We start from the raw sequence: 21,903 nt of genomic DNA on the forward strand, positions 1-21,903 counted from the left end.
GAACCACGCTCCGCGGCACCACCAGCGCCCGAGCGGAACGCCACCAACGCCGGCGCCCACGAACAGCAGACGCATGCTGGATCGGCCCCGCATATGGGGGTCAATCGCGCACGGATCGCCCGCACCCGCGCGCCGGCGGACGCCCGGGGGCGCCGGCAGTCCCCAAACGCTCGCTCTCGTCGGTGACCCCGGACCACGCGCCGCAGCACGACCAACGCCCGAGCTGGGCGCCGCCCCCTACCGCGCCGTATTCGCCACCGGCAACCACACCGAGAAGACCGTCCGGCCCGGCTCCGACGCCACCAACAGCGAGCCGCGGTGGCGTTCCTGGACGATGCGGCGGGCGGTGTCGAGGCCGAGGCCGGTGCCCTCGCCAACGCCCTTGGTGGTGAAGAAGGGGTCGAAGACGCGGTCGAGGATCTCGGGTGGGATGCCGGGGCCGTCGTCGGCGATGTCGATCACCGCGCAGTCGCCCTCCTGGCGCGTGCTGATCGTGATCGTCCCGGTCTCGCCCAGCGCGGCGATCGCGTTGTCCAACAGGTTGGTCCACACCTGGTTGAGCTCGCCGCCGCGCGCGATGAGCTTGGGGAGGTCGCGGTCGTAGTCGCGGACGACCTCGATGCTGGTGTGCTTGAGCTTGTGGTTGAGGACGACGAGCGTCGTCTCGAGCGCCTCGTGGACGTCGACGTCGACCACGTCGCCCTGGTCCATGTAGGCGTAGGACTTGACCGCGCCGACGAGCTGGCTCATGCGCTCGGTCGAGTCCGCGATGTCGGACGCCAGGCCGGACGCGGTCAGCGACGCGGCCACCCACGCGACGGCGGCCTCGGTCGCGCCGCCCGCCGCGGCGGCGACGCGCGCCAGCCACGCGGCGTCGAGCCCCGCGCCGGCCAGCGCCTCGGCGTACTTCCAGCCGTCGGCGAGCCCGAGATCCTCCAGTGCGTCGCGCAGCGCATCCTCCTCGTCGGCCGCGTCGAGCGCCGACAGCGCCGTGCGGCCGTCGGCGGCGGCCAGCGCCTCCTGCTGCAGGGCGACGAGCTCCTCGGCCCCCTCGCGCGACACGCCGGCGGCGACGAAGTGCCCGATCGTCGAGCTCAGCACCGCCAGCTCGTCGCACATCGCCTTGGCCGCCCGGCGCGCTGCGGCGGCGGGGTTGTTGAGCTCGTGCGCGAGGCCGGCGGCCATCGTGCCCAGCGACGCCAGGCGCTCGCGGTTCTGCTCGCGCTGGGTCATCCGCGACATGACCGGCCGGACCTGGGCCATGACCCGGCTGAACACCGGACGCTGGCCGACGATGAGCTCGTAGGCGTCGGCGACCGGGATCGTCACCAGCCGCACCTCGCCGTCGGCCTGCATGAGACCCGGCACCGGCATCTCGGTGAGGATCGGGATGGCGCCCATCCACGTCGGCCCGGTGTGCCGGGCCAGGGGCTCGGGCCGCCCGTTCTCGAGGGTCAGCATCTGGATCGTGCCGTCGAGGATGAGGTGCAGCCCCGCGGATCCGTCGCCCTGGCGCTCGAGCGTCTCCCCCGCGGCCAGGTGCCGCTCGACGGCGGGCGCGAGCCAGCGGCCCAGCTCGTCGTCGGTGAGGTCGTCGAAGAGGTCGATCGGCCGCAGGTCGGCGATCGTCAGCACGGACGGGCTACGCCCCCGCGAGGTACTCGTGGATGAGCGAGACGGCCATCGAGCCCTCTCCGACCGCGCTGGCCACGCGCTTGATCGAGCGGGCGCGCACGTCGCCGGCGACGAAGACGCCCGGCACGCTGGTCTCCAGCACGAGCGGGTCGCGCTTCAGCGGCCAGCCCTCCTCGCGCACGTCCGGCCCGGCGAGGATGAACCCGCGGGCGTCGCGGGCGACGACGCCGTCGAGCCAGTCCGTCCGCGGCGACGCGCCGATGAACACGAAGCACGCGTCGACGTCCTCGACCGACTCGCTGCCGTCGGCGTGCCGGACGGTGATGGTGCGCAGGCGGCCGTCGTCGCCGTCGGCCGCGAGCACCGACGCTCCGGTGCGCACGTCGACGTTGGGCAGCGCCGCGATCTGGTCGATCAGGTAGTGCGACATCGACTTGGCGAGCGAGTCGGCGCGCACCAGCATCGTGACCTTCCGCGCGTAGCCGCTGAAGTAGACCACGGCCTGGCCGGCCGAGTTCGCGCCGCCGATGACGACGACGTGCTGGCCGGCGCAAGACCGCGCCTCGGTCATCGCGGCGCCGTAGTAGACGCCGGCGCCGGCGAACCGGTCGAAGCCGGGCGCGTCCATCTTGCGGTAGGCGACGCCGGACGCCACGAGCACCGTGTTGGCGCTCAGCGCGCCGCCACCGGTGAGGTCGATGAAGCGCCCCGCGCCCTCGACGCGCAGCTGCGACGCGTCCTGCACGGTCAGGAGCTCGGCGCCCAGCCGGCGCGCCTGGTCGGTCGCGCGGCGCGCGAGGTCCGAGCCGCTGAGCCCCCGGGGGAAGCCGAGGTAGTTCTCGATCAGGCTGGACTGGCCGGCCTGGCCGCCGGGCGCCTCGCGCTCGATCATCACGGTCCGCAGGCCCTCCGACGCGCCGTAGACCGCGGCGGCCAGCCCGGCCGGTCCGCCGCCGACGATCACGAGGTCGTAGTGCTCCTGCGTCGGCTGCACGGCGATGCCGAGCCGCTCGGCGAGCTCCAGCAGCGTGGGGCGCTCGAGGACCGTGCCGTCCTCCAGCAGCGCCACCGGCAGGTGCTCGGCGTCGGCGCCGACGACGGTCAGCAGCTCGCGCGCCTCGCCGTCGCGCTCGACGTCCAGCCAGCGGCCCGGAACCCGGTTGCGGGCCAGGAAGTCGCGCAGCTCGTGCGTGGCCTTCGAGAAGCGATGGCCGATGACGCGCACGCCGCCGGACTCGAGCGCGGCGCCCGACTCCCACGTCGTCAGCAGGTCCTCGAGCACCGGGTAGAGCTGCTCCTCGGGCGGATCCCAGGGCTTGAGCAGGTAGTAGTCCAGCGCGACCTCGTTGATCGCCGCGATGGCGGCCTCGGTGTCGGCGTACGCGGTCAGCAGGACGCGCTTGGCGTCGGGCGCGAGCTGGCGCGCCTGCATCAGGTACTCGGTGCCCGAGAGCCCGGGCATGCGCTGGTCGGCGACCAGGAGGGCGACGGGCTCGCCGCGGCGCCGCAGCTCGGTGAGGATCTCGAGGCCCTCGGCGCCCGACGACGCGCGCAGCACGCGGTAGCGCTCGCCGAAGCCGTGGCGCAGGTCGCGCGCGACCGCCGCGAGGACCGCCGGCTCGTCGTCGACCGCGAGGATCGCGGGGCGGCGCTGGCGGGGTGCGACCTCGTCGGGCTGCTGGACCGATGCCGTCTCCGAGGTCATGGAGCGGACGGTACCGAACCGGTCTCGGCGCCCGAGAGCGACAGCGCCGGCACCGACCGGGGGACCGCCGCGGCGGGCTGGCCGGCGAGCTGGCCGCCCGCGCAGTCCTCGCAGCGGACGACCCGCCGCGGGTTGACGATGCCGACGAGGCCGAGCAGACCTGCGAACGCGACCAGCACCGCCGACAGGCCGATGCCGAGATGGAAGGCGTGGACCGACGAGGCCTGCACCGCCTCGGCCACGGGCCGGCGCTCGGGCGGCGGCACGCGCGAGACGTCGGCCTCCGCGAGCGTGCGCCGCTTGGCCTCGACGACCGCCTGGCGGGCCGCCGGGCTCAGCGGCCGCCCCGACAGCTCCCGGTCGATCGACGAGGAGAACGACGCCGCGACGACCGCGCCGAGCGCCGCGATCGCCAGCAGCCCGGCGACGCGCGCGATCGCGTTGTTGACCCCCGAGGCGATCCCGGCGTTGGAGTCGTCGGCGTCGGCCAGCACGGTGGCCGTCAGCGGCGCGACGGTCGCCGACAGGCCGAGCGAGAACAGCAGCAGCCCCGGCAGGATGTCGGTCCAGTAGTCCACCGTGGCGCCGATGCGCGACAGCCACGCCAGCCCCGCGGCGGCCACCAGCGGGCCGAAGCCCATGAACCACCGCGGCCCGTAGCGGTCGGCCATGCGCCCGGCCCGCTTGGACAGCGCGAACATCACGAGCGTGGTGGGCAGCGTCGCCAGGCCCGCCTGCAGCGCGTCGTAGCCGGCGACCTGCTGGAGGTAGAGCACCAGGAAGAAGAAGGTGATGCTCAACCCGCCGTACATGAGGAACGTCTCGGCGTTGCCGACCGAGAAGTTGCGCCGCCGGAAGAGCCCGAGCGGCAGCATCGGGTGGGGCGCACGCGCCTCCCAGGCCAGGAACCCCCCGAGGAGCGCGAAGCCCGCGAGGCCGGGCACCAGCACGCCGGGTGCGGTCCACCCCAGCTCGGGCTGGCGGATCAGCGCATAGACCGGCCCGGCGAGGCCGAGCGCGCAGAGCACCGCCCCGAACACGTCGATCGGCTCGTGGCGCCCGGCGCGGACCCGCTCGGGCACGGCCACCGCGACGATGACCAGCGTGGCGATCACGAACGGCACGTTGATCGCGAAGATCCAGCGCCACGAGGTCGCGTCGACGAGGTAGCCGCCGGCCAGCGGGCCGATCACCGTCGCGATTCCCGACCACGCGGTCCACGACCCGATCGCCCCGCCGCGCTCGTCGGGTGGGAACGCCGAGACGATCACCGCCAGCGCGCTCGGCGTGAGCAGCGCGCCGAAGACGCCCTGCAGCGCGCGGCCGGCGATCAGCACCTCGATCGACGGCGCCAGCGCGCAGACGACGGACATGAGCCCGAAGCCGGCGACGCCGATCGTGAAGACGCGGCGCTCGCCGAGCACGTCTCCCAGCGACCCGCCGATGAGGATGAGCGACCCGAGCGCGAGCAGGTACGCGTTGGACACCCACTGCTGGCCGGCGAGGCCGCCGCCGAGGTCGTTGGCGATCGACGGCAGCGCGACGTTGACGACCGTCGAGTCGAGCCCGACGACGAAGGACCCCATGATGGCCGCGAGGAGGCTCAGCCGCTTGGCGTCGAAGCGCTTCACGCCGCCATCTCGCGAGCGCGGCACGCCAGCTGCAGCAGCAGCCGGTCGTCGGCGCTCTCGGGATCGACGTCGAGCATGGCGAAGATCTGGTTGATCCGGTAGGACACGGCGTTGCGGTGCAGGTCCAGCGCCTCGGCGGTCTTGGTCAGCGAGCCCTGGTGGTCCAGGTAGACGTGCAGCGTCTGGATCAGGCGCTCCGAGCGCGCGCCGCCGAGCTCGACGAGCGGCCGCAGGACCGTGGTGATCGCGTCCTGAGCGGTGTCGGACGCGTACCACTCCACGAGCGTGCGCCGGAGGCCGACGCTGTCGAACGGCACGGCGCTGCCCGCGCGCCGCGTCGTCCGCGCGGCGGTGGTGGCGGCCCGGGCCTCCGCGGCGGAGGACAGCAGGCCGGCCAGGCCCGCATGGGGGCTGCCGACGCCGCAGCGGACGACCGTCGTGGCCCGCGGCAGCCGGACGTGACCGAGCGCGGCGTCGATCTCCTGGGCCAGCTTCGCGGCCGCCCCCGACCCGGGGTCCTCGGACGTCATCGACACGAGCACGGCCGCCGTCCCCGAGCGGGCGGCGTGCCACACCCCACCCGCCTGCGCGAGCTCGCCGAGGACCGCGCGCGCCATCGCCTCGCGCTCGGCGAAGGCCGCGACGCCGTCGCGCTCCGGCGCGTCGGCGAGCTCCTCGAACTCCAGGCGCGCCGCGACGTGCCAGCCGTCGATCGGGATGCTGAGCGAGCGGGCGCGATAGGCCGAGGCGTCGCGGGCCTCGGGCGGCACGGCCAGCATCTCCGTGAGGACCTCGGTCCGCGACTGCATCGGCAGCTCCTCGGCCCGGTGCGCGTGCTCGAGCGCCTGCCAGGTCCCGGCGGCGACGATCGGCAGCACGAGGTCGACCGCGAGGCCGAGGTCGCCGTCCTGAGCGTCGGCGACGACCCACAGCTCGGTAGGCCCGTCGCGGCCCACCGGCGCCGCCGGCCCGTCGGCCGGCGCGCTGCCCGCGAGCGACACGGCGACCCCGAGCGCGGCGCTCGCGAGGCCGGCCAGCGCCTCGGGCGTCCCGCCGGCCGGATGGGCGAGCACGGCGCGCATCGCGGTGTGCGCCCGCAGCAACGCCGCCTCGGCGCCGCCGGCCAGCTCCCGGCCGATCGCGATCGCCAGCTCGCCGAGGTCGGTATCGGGTCGCGCGCCGAGGATCGCGATGCCCGCGCGATCGGCGATCGCCGCGGCCGTCGTGGTGACGTCGGCCAGCTCGGGCCCCGACAGCACGAGCGCGGCGAGTCCGACGCTGCGCGCCACGCGCAGGGCGACGTCGAAGCGGTACGTGCCGGCGACCGCCGAGGCCTCGCGGGTCAGCAGGACGATCGTCTCCGCGCGGACGCGATCGAGCTCCGAGACGTCCTCCACCAGCGCGACCCCCTGGACTTCGGGGGTCTCCTGTGGGCGTGCCAGATAGCTGAGCCGTCGGCTCAGGGGCGGCGACCCAACGAGCTGTTCCAGTGTCGCCACGGGCTTATGCTAGTCCCCGCCCGACCGTGTTCCCAGCGCTGCCTGATGCGCCTTGACGATGACACCCTGCCGGACCTCGCGAGGGGTTGCGCGATCCTCGGCGCAGGGGGTGGCGGGGAGATCGACCTGGCGCTGGCGATGGCCCGCCATGCGGTCGATCAGCATGGCCCCGTCGACGTCATCGGGCTCGACGACGTGCCCGACGACGCCCTGCTCATGCCCTGCGGGCTGGTCGGCTCGCCGACCATCGCGGCCGAGCGCATCCCCAGCGGCGACGAGGGCCTGGTGCTGCGCGCCGCCGTGGAGGCGCGGGCCGGCGCGCCCGTCGCGGCGCTCATGCCCTACGAGATCGGCGGCAGCAACGGGCTGATGCCCGTGGTCTGGGCCGGGCGCCTCGGGCTCCCGCTGGTCGACGCCGACGGCATGGGCCGCGCCTTCCCGTCGCTGGCGCAGCTGGCGCTCGAGCTGTCCGACGTGCACGTCGGCTCGTGGGCGCTGACCGACGGCCGCGGAAACGTCGTCGCCGTCGACGCCGCCGACGCCGTCTGGGCCGAGCGGCTCGTGCGCGGTGCGTCGACGACGCTCGGCGGGGTCTGCGCCGCCGCCCCGGCCGGCCTCACCGGAGCGCAGGCGCGGGCGGGAGCGATCGCGGGCTCGGTCTCGCGCGCGCTCGCGTGCGGCGCGGCGCCCGACGGCACCGGTCGCCTGCTGATGGAGGCGCGCGTGACCGAGGTCGCGCGCCGCGTCGACGGCATGCGCGTCCACGGCTCCGCCACGCTGCACGGCACGGGCCCGGACGCCGGACGCCGGGCGCGGCTCGAGCTGCAGAGCGAGTACCTGCTGGCGCTCGAGGACGGCGACGTGCTGGCCGCCGTCCCCGACATCATCGCGCTCCTCGGCGCGCAGTCCGGCGCGCCCGTGCCGGCGCAGCGCCTGCACCGCGGCCAGCGAGTGCGCCTGATCGCGCTCGAGGCACCGGAGATCTGGCGCTCGGCCCGCGGACTCGCCGCGGCCGGCCCCCGCGCCTACGGGCTGGACGTCGACCACGCGCCGATCGCACCGGAGCCCGTCCGTGTCCGGCGCTGAGCTGCGGGTCGGCATCGACGTCGGGGCGACGAACGCCCACGCGGTCTTCATGGACGGCGGCGGCCGGCTGCTCGCGCGCGCCAAGGTGCCGGTCGGGCGCGATCTGCGCGCCAGCCTCGACGCGGTGCTGGCCGAGCTGCTCGGCGCGGCGCCCGACGCCATCTCCCCCGGCGGGCCCGTGCGCGTGACGCTCGGCACGCGGCGCGTGACCGACGCGCTGGCGCAGCGGCGCGGGCTGACGCGGGTGGCGGTCCTGCGCCTCGGGTCGCCCCTGACCGGCGGTGTCCCGCCGCTGTGGACGTGGCCCGCGGAGCTGCGCGCGGCCGTGTCGGCGGGCGAGCAGATCGTCGGCGGCGGGGCGGAGTACGACGGACGCACGCCGACGCCGCTGGACGTCGACGCCGTCCGGCGCTTCCTGCACCGCGTCGCCGGCACCGCCGAGGCCGTCGCCGTCAGCGGCGTGTTCTCCCCCATCTCGCCGGAGCAGGAGCTGGCCGTCGCCGACCTGGTCCGCCGCGAGCTGGGCAGCGGCCTCCCGGTGAGCGCCAGCCACGAGATCGGCTCGTTCGGGTTGCTCACGCGGGAGAACGCCACGGTGCTCAACGCGACGCTGATCGCTCCCGTCCAGGCCGTGGCCACCGCGCTGACCGGCGCGCTGCGGGCGCGGGACATCGCGGCCGAGACCTATTTCGCGCAGAACGACGGATCGGTGATGGCACTTGAGCATGCGCTGCGCTTCCCGGTGCTCATGATCGGCAGCGGCGCGGCGCTCAGCATCCGCGGGGCCGCGCAGCTCAGCGGCGTGGCCGACGGGGTGGTCGTCGACGTCGGCGGCACCCGCACCGAGGTGAGCGTGCTCGTGCACGGGTTCCCGCGCGAAGCCGCGCCGCCGACCGAGGTGGCCGGCGTGCACACCGACTTCCCGCTGCCCGAGGTGTGGACGCTGCCGGTCGGGGCCGCCACGGCCGACGGCGGCGGCGACGCGCTGGCCTGGGAGCTCGAGGACGTCGACGTCCTGGGCGGCGACGCCGGCGCGCCGGTCGTCGCGGTCGGCGGCGGGGCCGCGCTGGTCGAGGAGGCGCTGCCCGGCGACCACGAGGTCGTCCTGCCCGCCCACGGCGACGTCGCCGGGGCGATCGGCGCCGCCATCGCGCCGGTGAGCGGGCGCGCCGACGTCGTGTGCGACCGGGACTCCGACCATTTGGACGCCGCGCTGCTGCGGGCGCACCGGACCGCCGTCGAGCGCGCCATCCACGCCGGGGCCGACCCGGCGCGCGTCGAGATCGTCGAGGTCGAGCAGATGCCGCTCAGCTACCTCGTCGAGCCGGCGTTCCGCGTCCGCGTGCGCGCGACCGGACCCTGCGTCTGACGGTGGCGACTCAGACCCAGAGCCGCACGGCGGACCCGGACCCGTCGTCGGTGCTCCTCCCCAAGACCCCGCCCGCCGCGTTGTTTTGCAACGCCTGCCGGCCGCCGGCCGCCGGATCTGTGCAGCCCTCACAGACCGCGGCGCACGTCTGTGAAGTCCGCCGAAGACGCGGCGGGAGACGTTGAGGACGGTGGACGCCATGACAGTGATCTCGGCAACCCACCAGCAGACCTCGCTGAAGGCCGAACGCGAGATGCTCATCGCCGCCCGGCCGCACGACGCCGTGCGCCGCGACGAGGTCGTCGACGCGTTCATGCCCCTCATCGGCTCGGTCGCCCACCGCTATCGCGGCGCCCGCGCCGTGGACCGCGCGGAGCTCATGCAGGAGGGCGTGGTCGGCCTCCTGCGGGCCCTCGACCGCTACGACCCGACCCTGGAGACGCCGTTCTGGGCCTACGCCTCGTGGTGGGTGCGCCAGGCCATGCAGCAGTTGGTGAGCGAGCTGACGTGGCCCGTCGTCCTGTCGGACCGTGCGCTGCGTCAGCTGGCCCGGGTCAAGGACGCCCAGCGCCTCTTCGCGCAGGACAACGGCCGCGAGCCGAGCCCGACCGAGCTGGCCGAGACGACCGGTCTGCGCAAGGAGCACCTCGGCTTCCTGCTCGCGGCCGAGCGCACGCCGCGCGCGCTGCACGAGCCCGTCGCCGCAGGTCAGGCCAGAGGCAGCGCGCTCGGCGACCTACTGGCCGATCCGGCCGGCGAGGATCCGCTGGAGCGCGTGCCGCCCCGCCACGCCGCGGGGGTGCTCGCCGGCGTCCTGGCGCAGCTGACGGTGCGCGAGCGCAGCGTCCTGAGCCGGCGCTACGGCCTCGACGGCCCCGAGCAGACCCTGCGCGAGATCGCCGGGACGCTCGGCGTCAGCGCCGAGCGCGTGCGCCAGATCGAGCAGGGCGCGCTGGAGAAGCTCCGCGAGACATGCGACTGGCAGGGCTGAGGCGATGGATGCCACCGAAGCCCAGCGCGAGCGCCGGCTGTTCAGCCGGCTCCATGATCCGAGCGACCCGGTGGACGCCGACGTGGTCCTCCGGCGCTACCTCCCGCTCGCCCGCCGCATCGCCGCGCGCTTCCGGGGGACCGGCGAGCCGTTCGACGACCTCCTGCAGGTCGCCAGCCTCGGCCTCCTGAAGGCCATCCGCCGTTTCGACCCGCAACGCGGGACCATGTTCTCGTCCTTCGCCACGCCGACGGTGCTCGGCGAGCTGCGGCGTCACTTCCGCGACACGACGTGGTTCGTGCACGTGCCGCGCGAGCTGCAGGAGCTCGCCCTGCGCGTCGACCGCGGCGGCCGCGAGCTCACCGTCCGCTCCGGACGCCCGCCGACCGTCGACGCGCTCGCCGACGCGCTCGGGTGCTCGACCGAGGAGGTCGTGGAGGGCCGCATGGTCCTCGGAGCCCACCGCGCGATCTCGTTCGAGACGCCGCGCCGCGGCGACAGCGAGGACGAGGCCGCGCTGATCGACACCCTCGGCGACGAGGACGCGGGCTTCGGCGGCGTGGTCGAGCGCGGCGCGCTGGACATGCTCCTGCGGTCGGTGCCCGTGCGCGAGCGCGAGATCCTGCGCCTGCGCTACTACGAGGACCTGACCCAGGGCGAGATCGGCCGGCGCATCGGCGTGTCGCAGATGCAGGTGTCGCGCATCCTGCGCCAGGCGCTCGGCCGGCTGCAGGCGGCCAGCAGGGGCGAGCCGGCGCTGGCCGGCGCGCTGCAGCGCTCGACCGCGAGCGGGACATGACCACGCGCACCGAGGCGCCGACGCTCGTGGAGACCCCCGACCACGACGGCGCCTACCCGCGGCTGAGCCCGGAGCAGATCGCGGCGCTGTCGCGGTACGGCACGCGCCGGGCGGTCAAGGCCGGCGAGATCGTGTTCCGGGAGGGCGACGAGCACTACGACTTCTTCGTCGTGCTGGCCGGGACGGTGGCGATCGTCCAGGACCACGGCGGCGAGAACCGCCTGATCGCGGTCCACGGCCCGGGGCGCTTCCTCGGCGAGCTGAGCCTGCTCACGGGCCTGGCGGCGTTCTTCACCGCGGTGATGCGCGAGGACGGCGAGGTCCTGCAGGTGCCCGTCGAGCGGCTGCGCGCGCTGGTCGCCCAGGACGCCGCGCTCGGCGACCTCATCCTGCGCGCCTACCTCATGCGGCGCGAGATCCTCATCGGCCTGGGCGCCGGCCTGAAGATCGTTGGCTCGCGGTACTCGCCCGACACCCGGCGGCTGCGCGAGTTCTGCGCCCGCAACCGGATCCCGTACCGGTGGATCGACCTCGAGGAGGACGGAGCCGCCGAGCAGCTGCTGCAGGGCATGTCCGTCCGGCCCGACCAGACGCCGGTGGTGGTGTGGCATGGCCGCGTGCTGCGCAACCCGAGCCCGCAGGAGCTCGCCCGGGCCATCGGGCTGGGCGAGTCGGTCGACGACAAGGTGACGGTGTGCGACCTCGTCGTGGTCGGCGCCGGGCCGGCCGGCCTGGCCGCCGCGGTCTACGGCGCGTCGGAGGGGCTGGACACGGCCGCGCTGGACGCCGTGGCCACCGGGGGCCAGGCGGGCACCTCGTCGCGCATCGAGAACTACCTGGGCTTTCCGTCCGGGATCTCTGGCGGGGAGCTGGCCGAGCGCGCGACGATCCAGGCGCGGAAGTTCGGCGCGCGCATCTCGGTCCCCGCGGAGGCGGTCGCGCTGGAGCGCGAGGACGGCCACTACCGCGTCCGGCTGGCCGACGGGCACACGCTCCAGACGCGCGCGCTGGTCATCGCCAGCGGAGCCCGCTACCGCAAGCTGCCCGTGCCGCGGCTGGAGGAGTTCGAGGGCAACGGCGTGTACTACGCGGCCACCACCATGGAGGCGCAGCTGTGCGCCGGCCAGGCCGTCGCGGTGGTCGGGGGCGGCAACTCGGCCGGCCAGGCGACGCTCTTCCTCTCGCAGTACGCCGCCCCCGTGCGGCTGATCGTCCGCCGCGACGACCTCGGCGCCGACATGTCGCGCTACCTCGTCGACCGCATCGAGCGCGCGCCCAACGTCGAGGTGCTCCTGCACACCGAGGTGCGCGAGATCGACGGAGACGGCCGCCTGGAGCGGATCGTCGTCGAGGACAACCGGGCCCACGAGCGCCGGACGCTCGGCTGCGGCGCGCTGTTCGTCTTCATCGGCGCCGACCCGCACAGCGACTGGCTGTCGGGGCTCGTGGAGCTCGACGAGAAGGGCTTCGTCCTCACCGGCGTGGCCGACCACGCCCATCGGCGCGCGCTGCTGCTGGAGACCAACCTGCCCGGCGTGCTGGCCGTCGGCGACGTGCGCAGCGGCTCGGTCAAGCGCGTGGCGTCCGCGGTCGGCGAGGGCTCGATGGCGGTGCGCCTGGTGCACGAGCACCTCGGCACGCTGCACTGAGCGGCGGCCGCCTCCGAGCTTAGGCCGGCTCCGGCCGCGGCGGGAGCCCGAACCGCAGGCCCGCGGCGGCGCGATGCTCGCGCAGCGGCGTGTCCTGCGCGACGACGTGCTCGATCGTGCCGCCCTCCTCGATGACCGCCTCGACCAGGTCGTCGACGACGTCGGGCACCGGCCGCGTCGGGCTGCCGCACAGCGGGCACGTCGCACCCTCCAGCGCCAGCCAGCCGTCACCCTGGTCGCAGACCACGCCGGGGACCTCGAGGTCCTCCTGCACCAGCAGCGTCCCGACCGCTTGCACCGTGCCCGCCCACAGGCAGTCCTCGAGGCCGACGACGGCGGGACCGTGCGCGGCGGCGACCCCGAGCACGTGCTCGACGCTGTGGCGCTCCTGCCGGCGTTCGTAGCGTTCGACGACCTCCTCGGCGGCGCGCCGGAGGTCTTCGGTCGTGGCCGTGCGGGGATCGAGGCTGATCGTGCCCGCGACGCGCGCCCGCAGGTCGTTGGGCAGCTCCTCGACGAAGCCGGGCCGCTCCTCGCGATGGCCACCGATCACCAGCAGCTCGCAGCCGTGGGCCAGGCAGACGATGCCGACCTGGCGCGCGACCTTCCGGTAGTGGCGCCGGGCCAGCTCGCCGCTGCGCCGCTGGACGCGGTGCTCGTCGAGGCCCGCCCAGCCGGCGAAGTCGGGCTTGCGCGGCGTCTCGTCGCGCTGGCCGCCCGACCACCGCAGCTCGCCGTCGGCCAGCGTCCACACCCGCGCCGCGCCGCGATCGACGACCACGACGCAGGCCGAGTGCTCCTCGTCCAGCACCGCGACCATCGGCCGGATCCACGGCGTGCCGTCGACCACCGCGCGGTTGCGGATGGTGCGCGACAGCGCGACCTCCTCGTAGAGCCCGGCGCCCGAGCAGGAGACGATCGCCGCGGTCCCGGCCGGCCACTCCTGCTGGGTGAGTGCCTCGTGGATGCGGCGCTCGTCGGCGCGCAGCGAGGAGCGCGCGGCGTGCGACAGCGAGCCGTCGCGCGCGACCTGCCGGCGGACGTCGTGCAGCAGGCTGTCGGCGTGCGTGCCGAGCGCGCGATCCCCCGGGTCGACCTCCACGCGCGAGTAGACCGACACGACCGGGAGGCCGTGCGCGTCGAAGGCCGCCAGGCGGCGGACGGTCTCGGCCGAGACGCGGCGCATCAGATCGCCCTCCACCGGTGGCGGGGGCACAGGATCCGGGTGGCCTCCTCCGGGCCCTGCGAGCCGGCCGGGTACTGCGGCAGCGGGCCGGGCAGCGAGTGCCACTCCTGCAGGACCGGATCGCAGATCCGCCACTGGGCCTCGACCTCGTCGTCGCGCGTGAAGAGCGTGGCGTCGCCGCGCATGGCGTCGAGGAGGAGGCGCTCGTAGGCCTCGGGCGAGTCCGACAGGAACGTCGCCCCGTAGACGAACTGCATGAGCACGGGCCGCAGGCGCATGCGCGGCCCCGGGATCTTGGCGGCAACCGACACGGAGACTCCCTCGTCGGGCTGGATGGACAGGACGATCTTGTTGGGCTCGACGGGCGCCGCCCCGTCGGCCGCGAAGCTCAGGTGCGGGACCGGGCGCAGGATCACGGCGATCTCGGTCTTCTTGCGGGTCAGGCGCTTGCCGGTGCGCAGGTAGAAGGGCACGCCGGCCCAGCGCCAGTTGTCGATGGACAACCGCAGCGCTGCGTAGGTCTCGGTGGTCGAGCTCGGCGGCACGCCCTCCTCCTCCAGATAGCCGGGGACGAAGTCGCCGCCGATCACCCCGGGGCCGTACTGGCCCCGCGCGGCACGACGGGTGATCTCGGCCGGCGCCGGCGGCTGGATGGCGTGCAGCACCTTGACCTTCTCGTTGCGCACCTCCTCGGCGGCGAAGCGCGACGGCGGCTCCATCGCCACATGGCAGAGGAGCTGGAGCAGGTGGTTCTGGATGAGGTCGCGCAGCGCGATGGGATGGACCGGGAGGCGTTCGAGGCCTTCGATGAGCGGGTTCTCGGCGACGACCGCGGGGATGCTCATGTCATGCCCTCCCTGCTGGTACCAGGTCGTGGCAGCCCGACGCGCAGGAGGCTGTCGACGGCGCGGAGGACCAGGTCGGGGCTGCGCATGAGCACCGGCCCGACGATGGCCGTGACCAGCACGTAGCCGGCGGCCAGCGGCGCGAGCTGGGGCTCGAGCCCGGCGCCCGCCGCGAGTCCGGCGAGCACGATGGCGATCTCGCCGTGCGCGATCAGCGCGGTGGCGGCCCGCGCGCGGCCGGGACGGTCGACGCCGGCCAGCGTGGCGGCGTGCCAGCCGGTGATGCCCTTGGTGACCACCGTGACGACGGCCAGCGCCGAGATCGGCGCGGCCACCGACGGCAGCCGGCCGGTGTCGATCTGGAGGCCGAAGAACAGGAAGAACAGCGCCATGTTGAAGTCGCGGATCGGCTCGAGCAGCGGCCGGGTCCGCTCGGCCACCTCCCCCGACAGCGCGATGCCGACCAGGAACGCGCCCACCGCCGCCGACACCTGGAGCGTCTCGGCAAGGCCGCCGACGACCAGCACGAGCCCGAGGACCGAGAGCAGCACCGCCTCCTCGGAGCGGTGCTCGACCAGCCGCCCGAGGGTCGCCCCGTAGCGCAGGGCGCCGATCAGCGCGACGAGCACCGCGCCCGCCGCGACGGCCACCGAGCCGGCGATCGCGATGACGCCGCCGCCGAGCAGGAGCGACGCGACCAGCGGCAGGTACGCGGCGGTCGCCAGCTCTTCGACGAGCAGGACCGACACGATCGCCGGCGTCTCCGGGCAGACGAGGCGCCCGAGGTCGCGCAGCGCCTTGCCGGTGATCCCCGAGGACGACGCCCACGTCACGCCGCCGAGCACCACCGCCGCCACCCAGCCCCAGCCGAGCAGGACCGCGAGAATCACGCCCGGCGGCCCGTTGAGCAGGGCGTCGGTCACGCCGGCACGGCGGAAGCGGCGCAGGTGGCCGGTGAGCTCCTCGGCGGTGTACTCCAGGCCGATCAGGAACAGCAGCAGGATCAGGCCGAGCTGCGCGGCGAAGCGCACCACCTCGCCGTCGAGCGAGGGCAGGTCGAGCGCGCCGACGACGAGCCCGGCGAGCAGGTAGAACGGCACCGGCGAGATCCCGACGTGGGCCGCCGCACGGGCGCTGAGGCCGAGCAGGAAGACGGCAGCGCCGAGCTGCAGGTAGATCGGGGCCACGTCCTGCGCGGCAAGGATCGTGGCGGTCACGCGCGCGGCGGCACGGCGGGAAACGACCACTCGACGATGGCGTCGACCTTGGCCGCCAGCCGTAGCTCGGCGTGGGTGATGCCCGCGTGGTTGAGGTTGCTGATCGACAGCCGCACGTGGTTGAACTCCGAGATCGTCATGTCGGGCCGCCGCTGGTAGTCGACGGCGCCGCGCGCCACGAGGCCGACGAAGCGGAAGGCCGCGTCGAAGTCCCGGAACCGCAGGTCGCGCACGAGGGCCCCGTCCTCCTGGCGCCAGCCCGCCTGGGTCATTCGGGCGTCACCAGGCCGTAGTCGCCGTCGGCGCGGAGGTAGAGCACCTTGCCGCGGCCGTCCTCGGCGTCCACGAAGTACAGGAACCGGTGGTTGAGCATGTCCATCTCGCTCCGGGCCGTCCCCAGGCTCAGCGGCTCGTCGTAGCGGCTGGGCTCGGGCACGACGTCGGTCTCGTCGCCCAGCGCGCTGCCGGGCGGGTACAGCAGCCCGATGCGGCCGTCGTCGCGCCAGTGGACGACCGCGTCCTCGTTCGTGCGCACGTGGACGAAGACGTGGAACAGCTCGGCGTCCTCCAGGAGGTCGACGATCGCCGACAGCGTGGGCTCGGGCGAGGACGCGTACGAGCGGCGGCTGACGATCTCGCGCTCCTCCGGCGGCTTGAGCCGCTTGATGGGTAGCGGGCGGTCGGCCTGGCGGAAGTCGTCGATGGCCTTCTGGATCGTGCGCGGGTCGTTGCGCATCGCCACCTGGGAGTCGACGATCCGCCGCATCTGCCGGCGCAGGCGGCGGACGACGGCGTCGGTGGCCTCCGCCGGCGTCGGCGCGGACGCGTGGGCGGCCAGGACGCGGCCGTCGAACGGCATCGATGCGTCGACGACGAACGACTGGCTCGGGCCGCTGCGCCCGGGCCCCTCGCGCAGCGTCAGCCGCACGGCCATCGGCGCGTCGTCGGCGTAGCGCTCCAGCGACTCGACGAGCTGGCGCGCGTCGGCGATCTGTCCGGGGGCGACCTGCCCGTCGACCGTGATGTCAATGTCCATCAAAACTCCGTTCCCGTCGTACAGGCGGTCGGTGGGCCAGTGGATCGTCGTCGGGCCGTTCATGTGGCAGGCGTGGAGGTAGGCCCCCGCCGGGCGCGGCCAAGTCGCGCCGACGCTGGCCCTGCACTCGCCCCGGCCTAGGTGCCTCGATGTGAGCCGTCACGTGCACCTGGTCGTCGACCGCGTCCCCACCGACCCCGTCGTCGCCGAGATGGTCGAGGGACTCGCGGTCGCCGTGCCGGACGGGACGGTGTGCGTCGAGCTCGTGGACGGCGGCGACACCGTCGCCGCGGGCCAGACCGTCGCCGGGCTGGCGCTGGCGCAGGGACCGGCCGGCCGCGTCGTGGCCCACGACGTCGCCTCTGCCGACGGTGATCCGGGGCCGTGGCCCGACGGCTCCGACGACTGCTTCTGCGTCGCCCGCAGCCGCACCGGCGTGCTCGTCGTCGGGCCGAACGCCGGCTGGACGTGGGCGGCCGCGCTGACCGGCCTGACGCCCCTGTTCCGCATCGACGTCACCGCGGCAGGGGCGCCGCCGCACGCCGCGGGCCGCCTGGCCGTCGCAGTGCGGCACGCGGTCGGCGGGCACCCCCATACGGTCGCCTCGGCGATCGATCCGCGCGGGGTTCCCGTCCGGCGTCACGCCTGAGCCGGCGCCTCCGGCGTCTCGGGGACCGGCGGTCCGAGCTGGGGCTCGAGCCACTGGCGCAGCGCCGCCTCGGGCTGCGCGCCCACGCGGCGGTCGAGCTCCTGGCCGTCGCGCAGGAGCACCAGCAGCGGGATGCCCTGGACGGCGAACCGGCCGGCCACGTCGGGGGCCGTGTCGACGTCGAGCTTGACCACCTTCAGCCGTCCGGCGAACTCCGCCGCCAGCCGCTCCACCGCCGGGGAGACCATCTTGCACGGGCCGCACCACGGCGCCCAGAAATCGACGAGCACCGGGATCGACGCGGCGACGTCCCCGTCGAAGCTCGCCGCGTCGGAGTCCACGATCCAGGGCAGCGCGTGATGGCACACCGCGCACCGCGGGATCCCCTCCGCGCGCGGGGCGACGCGGTTCTTCGTCCCGCAGTTGGGACACGTGACCGTGGTGGGGCCGGACATGGCCGGCGCTCAGCTCCCCGTCGTCGCGCCCTCGGGCGTGCCGGCGCCGGTGGCCGGGGACCCCATGCCGTCGCCGCCGGAGCGCGTGCTGTCGGACTGGATCGGGATCTCTCGCGCGCGCGAGCGCTCGGCCTTCGGGACCTTGACCTCGAGCACGCCGTCGTGCAGGTGGGCCTCGGGCTTCTCGCTGTCGACCGGCTCGGGCAGCGTCACCTGGTAGGGCTGGACGTAGTGCTGGCCACGGGACGGTCCTTCGCGGCGGCGGACGAGGACGGGCATGGCGCATCTCCTTGAAGAAGTGGTTGCGCCCGGGTTCCTAGGCCGGCGATCGGGGTTGCCAAGCCGCAGCGGCGCCCTACCTGACGGGGTGCGCAAGGACTGAGGGCGAACCGAGAGGAGCGATGATGGCCAAGGCCGTCGGCATCGATCTGGGCACGACGAACTCTGTCGTGGCAGCCACCATGGAGGGGGGCCACGCGGAGGTGATCCCCAATGCCGAGGGCGCGCGGACCACGCCGTCGGTGGTCGCGTTCACCGATGACGGCCAGCGGCTCGTCGGGCAGGTCGCCAAGCGCCAGGCGATCCTGAACCCCGAGGCCACCATCTACTCGGCCAAGCGGTTCGTCGGCCGCAAGTGGGACGAGGTCGGCGAGGAGGCCAAGATCGTCTCCTACAAGGTGGTCAAGGGCCCCAACGACGCGGTCCGCTTCGAGATCCGCGGCAAGCAGTACGCGCCCGAGGAGATCTCCGCGCTGGTGCTGCGCAAGCTGGCCGACGACGCCGCGAAGTTCCTCGGCGAGAAGGTCACCGAGGCGGTCATCACCGTTCCCGCGTACTTCAACGACGCCCAGCGCCAGGCCACCAAGGACGCCGGCAAGATCGCCGGGCTGGAGGTGCTGCGCATCATCAACGAGCCGACCGCCGCGGCGCTGGCCTACGGGCTGGACAAGGCGGGCTCGGAGACCATCGTGGTCTACGACCTGGGCGGCGGCACGTTCGACGTGTCGATCCTCGACGTCGGCGACGGCGTGGTCGAGGTCCGGGCGACCAACGGCGACGGCCATCTCGGCGGCGACGACTTCGACAAGCGCCTCGTCGACTTCCTGGCCGACGAGTTCAAGAAGGACCAGGGCATCGACCTGCGCAACGACCCGCAGGCGCTGCAGCGCCTCTACGAGGGCGCCGAGCGCGCGAAGGTCGAGCTGTCGGCCACGACGCAGGCGCAGGTCAACCTCCCGTTCATCACCGCCGACGCGTCGGGTCCCAAGCACCTCAACATGACCGTGACGCGGGCGCAGTTCGAGCAGCTCACCAAGGACCTGGTGCAGCGCACGCGCGGGCCGGTGGAGCAGGCGCTCGCCGACGCGAAGCTCACCGCCGACGACATCGACGAGGTCATCCTCGTCGGCGGATCGACGCGCATCCCGGCCGTCCAGGAGCTGGTCCGCCGCCTCACCGGCGGCAAGGACCCCAACATGACCGTCAACCCCGACGAGGTCGTGGCGCTCGGCGCGGCGATCCAGTCCGGGGTGCTCAAGGGCGAGGTCGAGGACGTCGTCCTGCTGGACGTCACCCCGCTGTCGCTCGGGCTCGAGACGCTCGGCGGCGTGATGACCAAGGTCATCGAGCGCAACACGACCATCCCCGCCCGGCGCACGGAGACGTTCTCCACCGCCGAGGACAACCAGACGGCGGTCGACGTCGTCGTCCTCCAGGGTGAGCGCGAGCTGGCCTCCGACAACCGTCAGCTGGCCCGGTTCCGCCTCGACGGGATCCCGCCGGCGCCGCGCGGCGTGCCGCAGGTCGAGGTCACCTTCGACCTCGACGCCAACGGCATCCTCAACGTCTCGGCCAAGGACAAGGCCAGCGGCAAGGAGCAGACCGTCACCATCTCCGAGACGGCCAACCTCGACCAGGGCGAGGTAGAGCGGATGGTCCGCGAGGCCCAGGAGCACGCGGGCGAGGACCGGCGCCGCCGCGAGGAGATCGACGCCCGTAACGAGCTGGACTCGCTCGCTTACCGCGTCGAGCAGCTCGTCGGCGACCTGCAGGACCGCCTGCCGGTCAACGAGAAGGCCCGCGCCGAGCAGCTCGTGGCCGACGCCCGCCAGGCCGTCGGCGAGCAGGCCGGCCTGGACCGTGTCCGGCCGCTGATCGCCGACCTCGAGCAGCTCGTCCACGCGCTGCCGGCCACGGCCGCGCAGGCCGCCGGCGCCGGCGCGGGCGCGGCGGGCGCCACCGGCGACGGCGACGGCTCCGCCGGCGAATCCGCAGACGACGAGGAGGTCGTCGATGCCGAGTTCACGCGTGAGTGACCAGCAGCAGGTCCATGAGCAGCCGAGCGCAGAACGGGCCGAGCACGGCCCCGACACCGCTGCCCTGGAGGCCGAGGTCGCGCGCCTCGAGGATCGCTTCAAGCGGGCGCTGGCCGATCTCGACAACTTCCGCAAGCGCTCCGCCCGCGAGCTGGAGCGGCGCACCGCGGAGGCCACCGACGCGATCGTCCGCGACTGGCTGGAGGTCGCCGACAGCATCGAGCGGGCATTGGCCAGCGGGACGGACGGCAGCACCGGGGAGGGCCTCCGCGCTGTCGCGGAGCAGATCGCCGCAACGCTGGCGCGCGAGGGCGTTGCCCGGGTCGGGACGCCCGGCGAGCGGTTCGACCCCGAGCGCCACGACGCCGTGGACGTCCGCGTGACGCCGGGCGTCGCCGACCAGACGATCCTCGACGTCGTGCGGTCGGGGTACGTGCGCGGCGACCGCGTGCTGCGACCGGCGCAGGTCGTCGTCGCGCGCCGGCCGCCGGAGGCGCCCGCGACGGCGCCCACGGAGCCCGCCGGACCCGACGGCCCCTGATGGCCGTCGGGTACCGCGATTACTACGACGCGCTCGGCGTCTCGCGCAACGCGAGCACCGACGAGATCCGCGCCGCGTACCGCCGGCTCGCCCGCGAGCACCACCCCGACGTCAACAAGGAGCCCGAGGCCGGGGATCGCTTCAAGGAGATCTCCGAGGCCTACGAGGTCCTGCGCGACGAGGACAAGCGCAAGGCCTATGACCGCTTCGGCGAGAACTGGAAGGCCGGGCAGGACGTCAGCTCGGGCTTCGGCGGCGGCGCGCCGGGCGGCGGCGGAGCGGGCGGCGCCGGGACCGCGGGCGGCCCGTTCGGCGGCGGCCAGGGCTTCGAGGGCTTCTCGGGCTTCAGCACCGGTGGCGGAGCCGCCGAGGGCGACTTCAGCGACTTCTTCGAGAGCCTGTTCGGCGGCGGCCGCGCGTCATCCCGCGCCGGCGGCCGTCGCCGCCGCGGAGCGGACCAGGACGGCTTCTCCCTGCGCGGGGGCGATCAGGAGGCGACGATCGACCTCACCGTGGAGGAGGCGTACCAGGGCGGCACGCGCCACTTCCAGCTCAGCGACGGGCGCGACTACGAGGTCACGATCCCGCCCGGCGTGCGCGAGGGCCAGCGCATCCGGCTGGCCGGCGAGGGCGGCCCCGGCGTCGGCGGGGGGCCCAGCGGCGACCTCTTCCTGCGCGTCCACCTCCTCCCCCACCCGCGCTTCCGGCTCCTGGGCCGCGACGTCGAGGTCGACCTGCCGGTGGCTCCGTGGGAGGCCGCGCTCGGCGCGACCGTGCCCGTCGGTCTGCTCGACGGCGGGACGGCGCGCGTCAAGGTCAAGGGCGGCTCGTCGAGCGGCACGCGCCTGCGCCTCAGGGGCGAGGGCTGGCCCGACGGCCGCGGCCAGCGCGGCGACCTGTACGCCGTGGTCAAGGTCATGGTCCCCAAGAAGCTCAGCAAGCGCGAGCGCGCGCTGTACAAGGAGCTCGCCGACGTGTCGGACTTCGATCCCCGGGCCACCGCATGAGCCTGGTCGTCCTCCACGCGCGCCGCTCCGGCTCCATCGGCATCGAGCAGCTGGCGCGCGAGTCCGGCCTGCACCCCGACGTGGTGCGGCGCCTGGTCAGGCTCGGCCTGGTCACGCCGCCGTTCGGCCCCGACGCCGCCGCGCGGCTGGCGCGTGCGAGCCGGCTGCGCCGGGACCTGGGCCTGAACTACTCCGGCGCGGTCCTGGCCACCGAGCTGCTGGCCCGCATCGACGAGCTCGAAGGGCGGCTGGCCCGCTCGACATCCAACGGACGACGCACGAGGTGAC

21 protein-coding genes are annotated in these 21,903 nt (G+C 74.5%); 10 read left to right on the top strand and 11 right to left on the bottom strand.

The features are described from left to right. Positions 1-237 precede the first annotated feature (237 nt). Genes VK501_RS18280 through VK501_RS18295 form a run of 4 tightly spaced genes read right to left on the bottom strand, consistent with a single transcriptional unit; the run spans position 238 to position 6,470 of the window. Positions 238-1,635, bottom strand: coding sequence for a sensor histidine kinase (locus VK501_RS18280; protein ID WP_324339868.1), 1,398 nt, complete (start codon positions 1,633-1,635; stop codon positions 238-240). A gap of 7 nt (positions 1,636-1,642) precedes the next feature. Next, entirely contained in the window at positions 1,643-3,340 is a 1,698-nt protein-coding gene (locus VK501_RS18285; protein ID WP_324339871.1) for an FAD-dependent oxidoreductase, read from the bottom strand. Then, entirely contained in the window at positions 3,337-4,995 is a 1,659-nt protein-coding gene (locus tag VK501_RS18290; protein WP_324339873.1) for a DHA2 family efflux MFS transporter permease subunit, read from the bottom strand. Before VK501_RS18290 ends, VK501_RS18285 begins: the two co-directional genes overlap by 4 nt. After that, complete coding sequence (locus VK501_RS18295) at positions 4,968-6,470, bottom strand: helix-turn-helix domain-containing protein (protein WP_324339875.1); 1,503 nt, start codon at positions 6,468-6,470, stop codon at positions 4,968-4,970. The genes VK501_RS18290 and VK501_RS18295 overlap by 28 nt, the downstream gene beginning before the upstream one ends. A gap of 45 nt (positions 6,471-6,515) precedes the next feature. On the opposite strand from VK501_RS18295, the gene VK501_RS18300 reads away from it, so the two are divergent. From VK501_RS18300 to VK501_RS18320, 5 genes are all read left to right on the top strand, one after another. Next, entirely contained in the window at positions 6,516-7,556 is a 1,041-nt protein-coding gene (locus VK501_RS18300; protein WP_324339877.1) for a DUF917 domain-containing protein, read from the top strand. After that, the gene (locus tag VK501_RS18305; RefSeq protein ID WP_324339879.1) at positions 7,543-8,925 is read left to right on the top strand and encodes a hydantoinase/oxoprolinase N-terminal domain-containing protein; all 1,383 of its coding nucleotides are present in this window, start codon (positions 7,543-7,545) and stop codon (positions 8,923-8,925) included. The genes VK501_RS18300 and VK501_RS18305 overlap by 14 nt, the downstream gene beginning before the upstream one ends. A 199-nt stretch (positions 8,926-9,124) precedes the next feature. Then, complete coding sequence (locus VK501_RS18310; RefSeq protein WP_324339881.1) at positions 9,125-9,916, top strand: sigma-70 family RNA polymerase sigma factor; 792 nt, start codon at positions 9,125-9,127, stop codon at positions 9,914-9,916. Between the two features lie 4 nt (positions 9,917-9,920). Continuing rightward, the gene (locus VK501_RS18315) at positions 9,921-10,715 is read left to right on the top strand and encodes a SigB/SigF/SigG family RNA polymerase sigma factor (RefSeq protein WP_324339883.1); all 795 of its coding nucleotides are present in this window, start codon (positions 9,921-9,923) and stop codon (positions 10,713-10,715) included. Further along, positions 10,712-12,364 (top strand): FAD-dependent oxidoreductase, encoded by a 1,653-nt coding sequence (locus tag VK501_RS18320; protein ID WP_324339885.1) that lies wholly within the window; start codon positions 10,712-10,714, stop codon positions 12,362-12,364. Before VK501_RS18315 ends, VK501_RS18320 begins: the two co-directional genes overlap by 4 nt. A gap of 19 nt (positions 12,365-12,383) precedes the next feature. On the opposite strand, the gene VK501_RS18325 is transcribed toward VK501_RS18320, so the two are convergent. From VK501_RS18325 to VK501_RS18345, 5 genes are read right to left on the bottom strand one after another with little or no spacing between them, the layout of a single operon-like run. Beyond that, positions 12,384-13,550, bottom strand: a complete 1,167-nt coding sequence (locus tag VK501_RS18325) for a hypothetical protein (protein ID WP_324339887.1) — start codon at positions 13,548-13,550, stop codon at positions 12,384-12,386. Beyond that, entirely contained in the window at positions 13,550-14,395 is an 846-nt protein-coding gene (locus VK501_RS18330; protein ID WP_324339889.1) for a glucose-6-phosphate dehydrogenase, read from the bottom strand. Before VK501_RS18330 ends, VK501_RS18325 begins: the two co-directional genes overlap by 1 nt. Continuing rightward, positions 14,392-15,612: a cation:proton antiporter gene (locus tag VK501_RS18335; protein WP_324339891.1), complete on the bottom strand. Its 1,221-nt coding sequence runs from the start codon at positions 15,610-15,612 to the stop codon at positions 14,392-14,394. The genes VK501_RS18330 and VK501_RS18335 overlap by 4 nt, the downstream gene beginning before the upstream one ends. Further along, on the bottom strand, positions 15,609-15,884 hold the full coding sequence (locus VK501_RS18340; protein ID WP_324339893.1) for a 4a-hydroxytetrahydrobiopterin dehydratase: 276 nt from the start codon (positions 15,882-15,884) through the stop codon (positions 15,609-15,611). Before VK501_RS18340 ends, VK501_RS18335 begins: the two co-directional genes overlap by 4 nt. After that, positions 15,881-16,648, bottom strand: a complete 768-nt coding sequence (locus VK501_RS18345) for a sigma 54 modulation/S30EA ribosomal C-terminal domain-containing protein (protein ID WP_324339895.1) — start codon at positions 16,646-16,648, stop codon at positions 15,881-15,883. Before VK501_RS18345 ends, VK501_RS18340 begins: the two co-directional genes overlap by 4 nt. Positions 16,649-16,799: 151 nt before the next feature. On the opposite strand from VK501_RS18345, the gene VK501_RS18350 reads away from it, so the two are divergent. Continuing rightward, positions 16,800-17,297: a hypothetical protein gene (locus tag VK501_RS18350; RefSeq protein WP_324339897.1), complete on the top strand. Its 498-nt coding sequence runs from the start codon at positions 16,800-16,802 to the stop codon at positions 17,295-17,297. Here the strand turns inward: VK501_RS18350 and trxA are convergent. Then, a complete protein-coding gene (trxA, locus tag VK501_RS18355) occupies positions 17,288-17,752 on the bottom strand; it encodes a thioredoxin (protein WP_324339899.1) in 465 nt (154 codons plus the stop codon). The genes VK501_RS18350 and trxA overlap by 10 nt on opposite strands. 9 nt (positions 17,753-17,761) lie before the next feature. Beyond that, a complete protein-coding gene (locus VK501_RS18360) occupies positions 17,762-18,031 on the bottom strand; it encodes an Hsp20/alpha crystallin family protein (RefSeq protein WP_324339901.1) in 270 nt (89 codons plus the stop codon). 125 nt (positions 18,032-18,156) lie between these two features. Here VK501_RS18360 and dnaK point away from each other — a divergent pair, with 125 nt between their 5' ends. Genes dnaK through VK501_RS18380 form a run of 4 tightly spaced genes read left to right on the top strand, consistent with a single transcriptional unit; the run spans position 18,157 to position 21,902 of the window. Next, positions 18,157-20,067, top strand: coding sequence for a molecular chaperone DnaK (gene dnaK, locus VK501_RS18365; protein ID WP_324339903.1), 1,911 nt, complete (start codon positions 18,157-18,159; stop codon positions 20,065-20,067). Beyond that, entirely contained in the window at positions 20,060-20,608 is a 549-nt protein-coding gene (locus VK501_RS18370) for a nucleotide exchange factor GrpE (protein WP_324339906.1), read from the top strand. The genes dnaK and VK501_RS18370 overlap by 8 nt, the downstream gene beginning before the upstream one ends. Continuing rightward, complete coding sequence (locus VK501_RS18375) at positions 20,608-21,615, top strand: J domain-containing protein (RefSeq protein WP_324339908.1); 1,008 nt, start codon at positions 20,608-20,610, stop codon at positions 21,613-21,615. Before VK501_RS18370 ends, VK501_RS18375 begins: the two co-directional genes overlap by 1 nt. Beyond that, positions 21,612-21,902, top strand: coding sequence for a chaperone modulator CbpM (locus VK501_RS18380; RefSeq protein ID WP_324339910.1), 291 nt, complete (start codon positions 21,612-21,614; stop codon positions 21,900-21,902). Before VK501_RS18375 ends, VK501_RS18380 begins: the two co-directional genes overlap by 4 nt. Position 21,903 lies beyond the last annotated feature (1 nt).

It is taken from the genome of Baekduia sp., assembly GCF_035318805.1.
Taxonomy (GTDB): Bacteria; Actinomycetota; Thermoleophilia; order Solirubrobacterales; family Solirubrobacteraceae; genus Baekduia.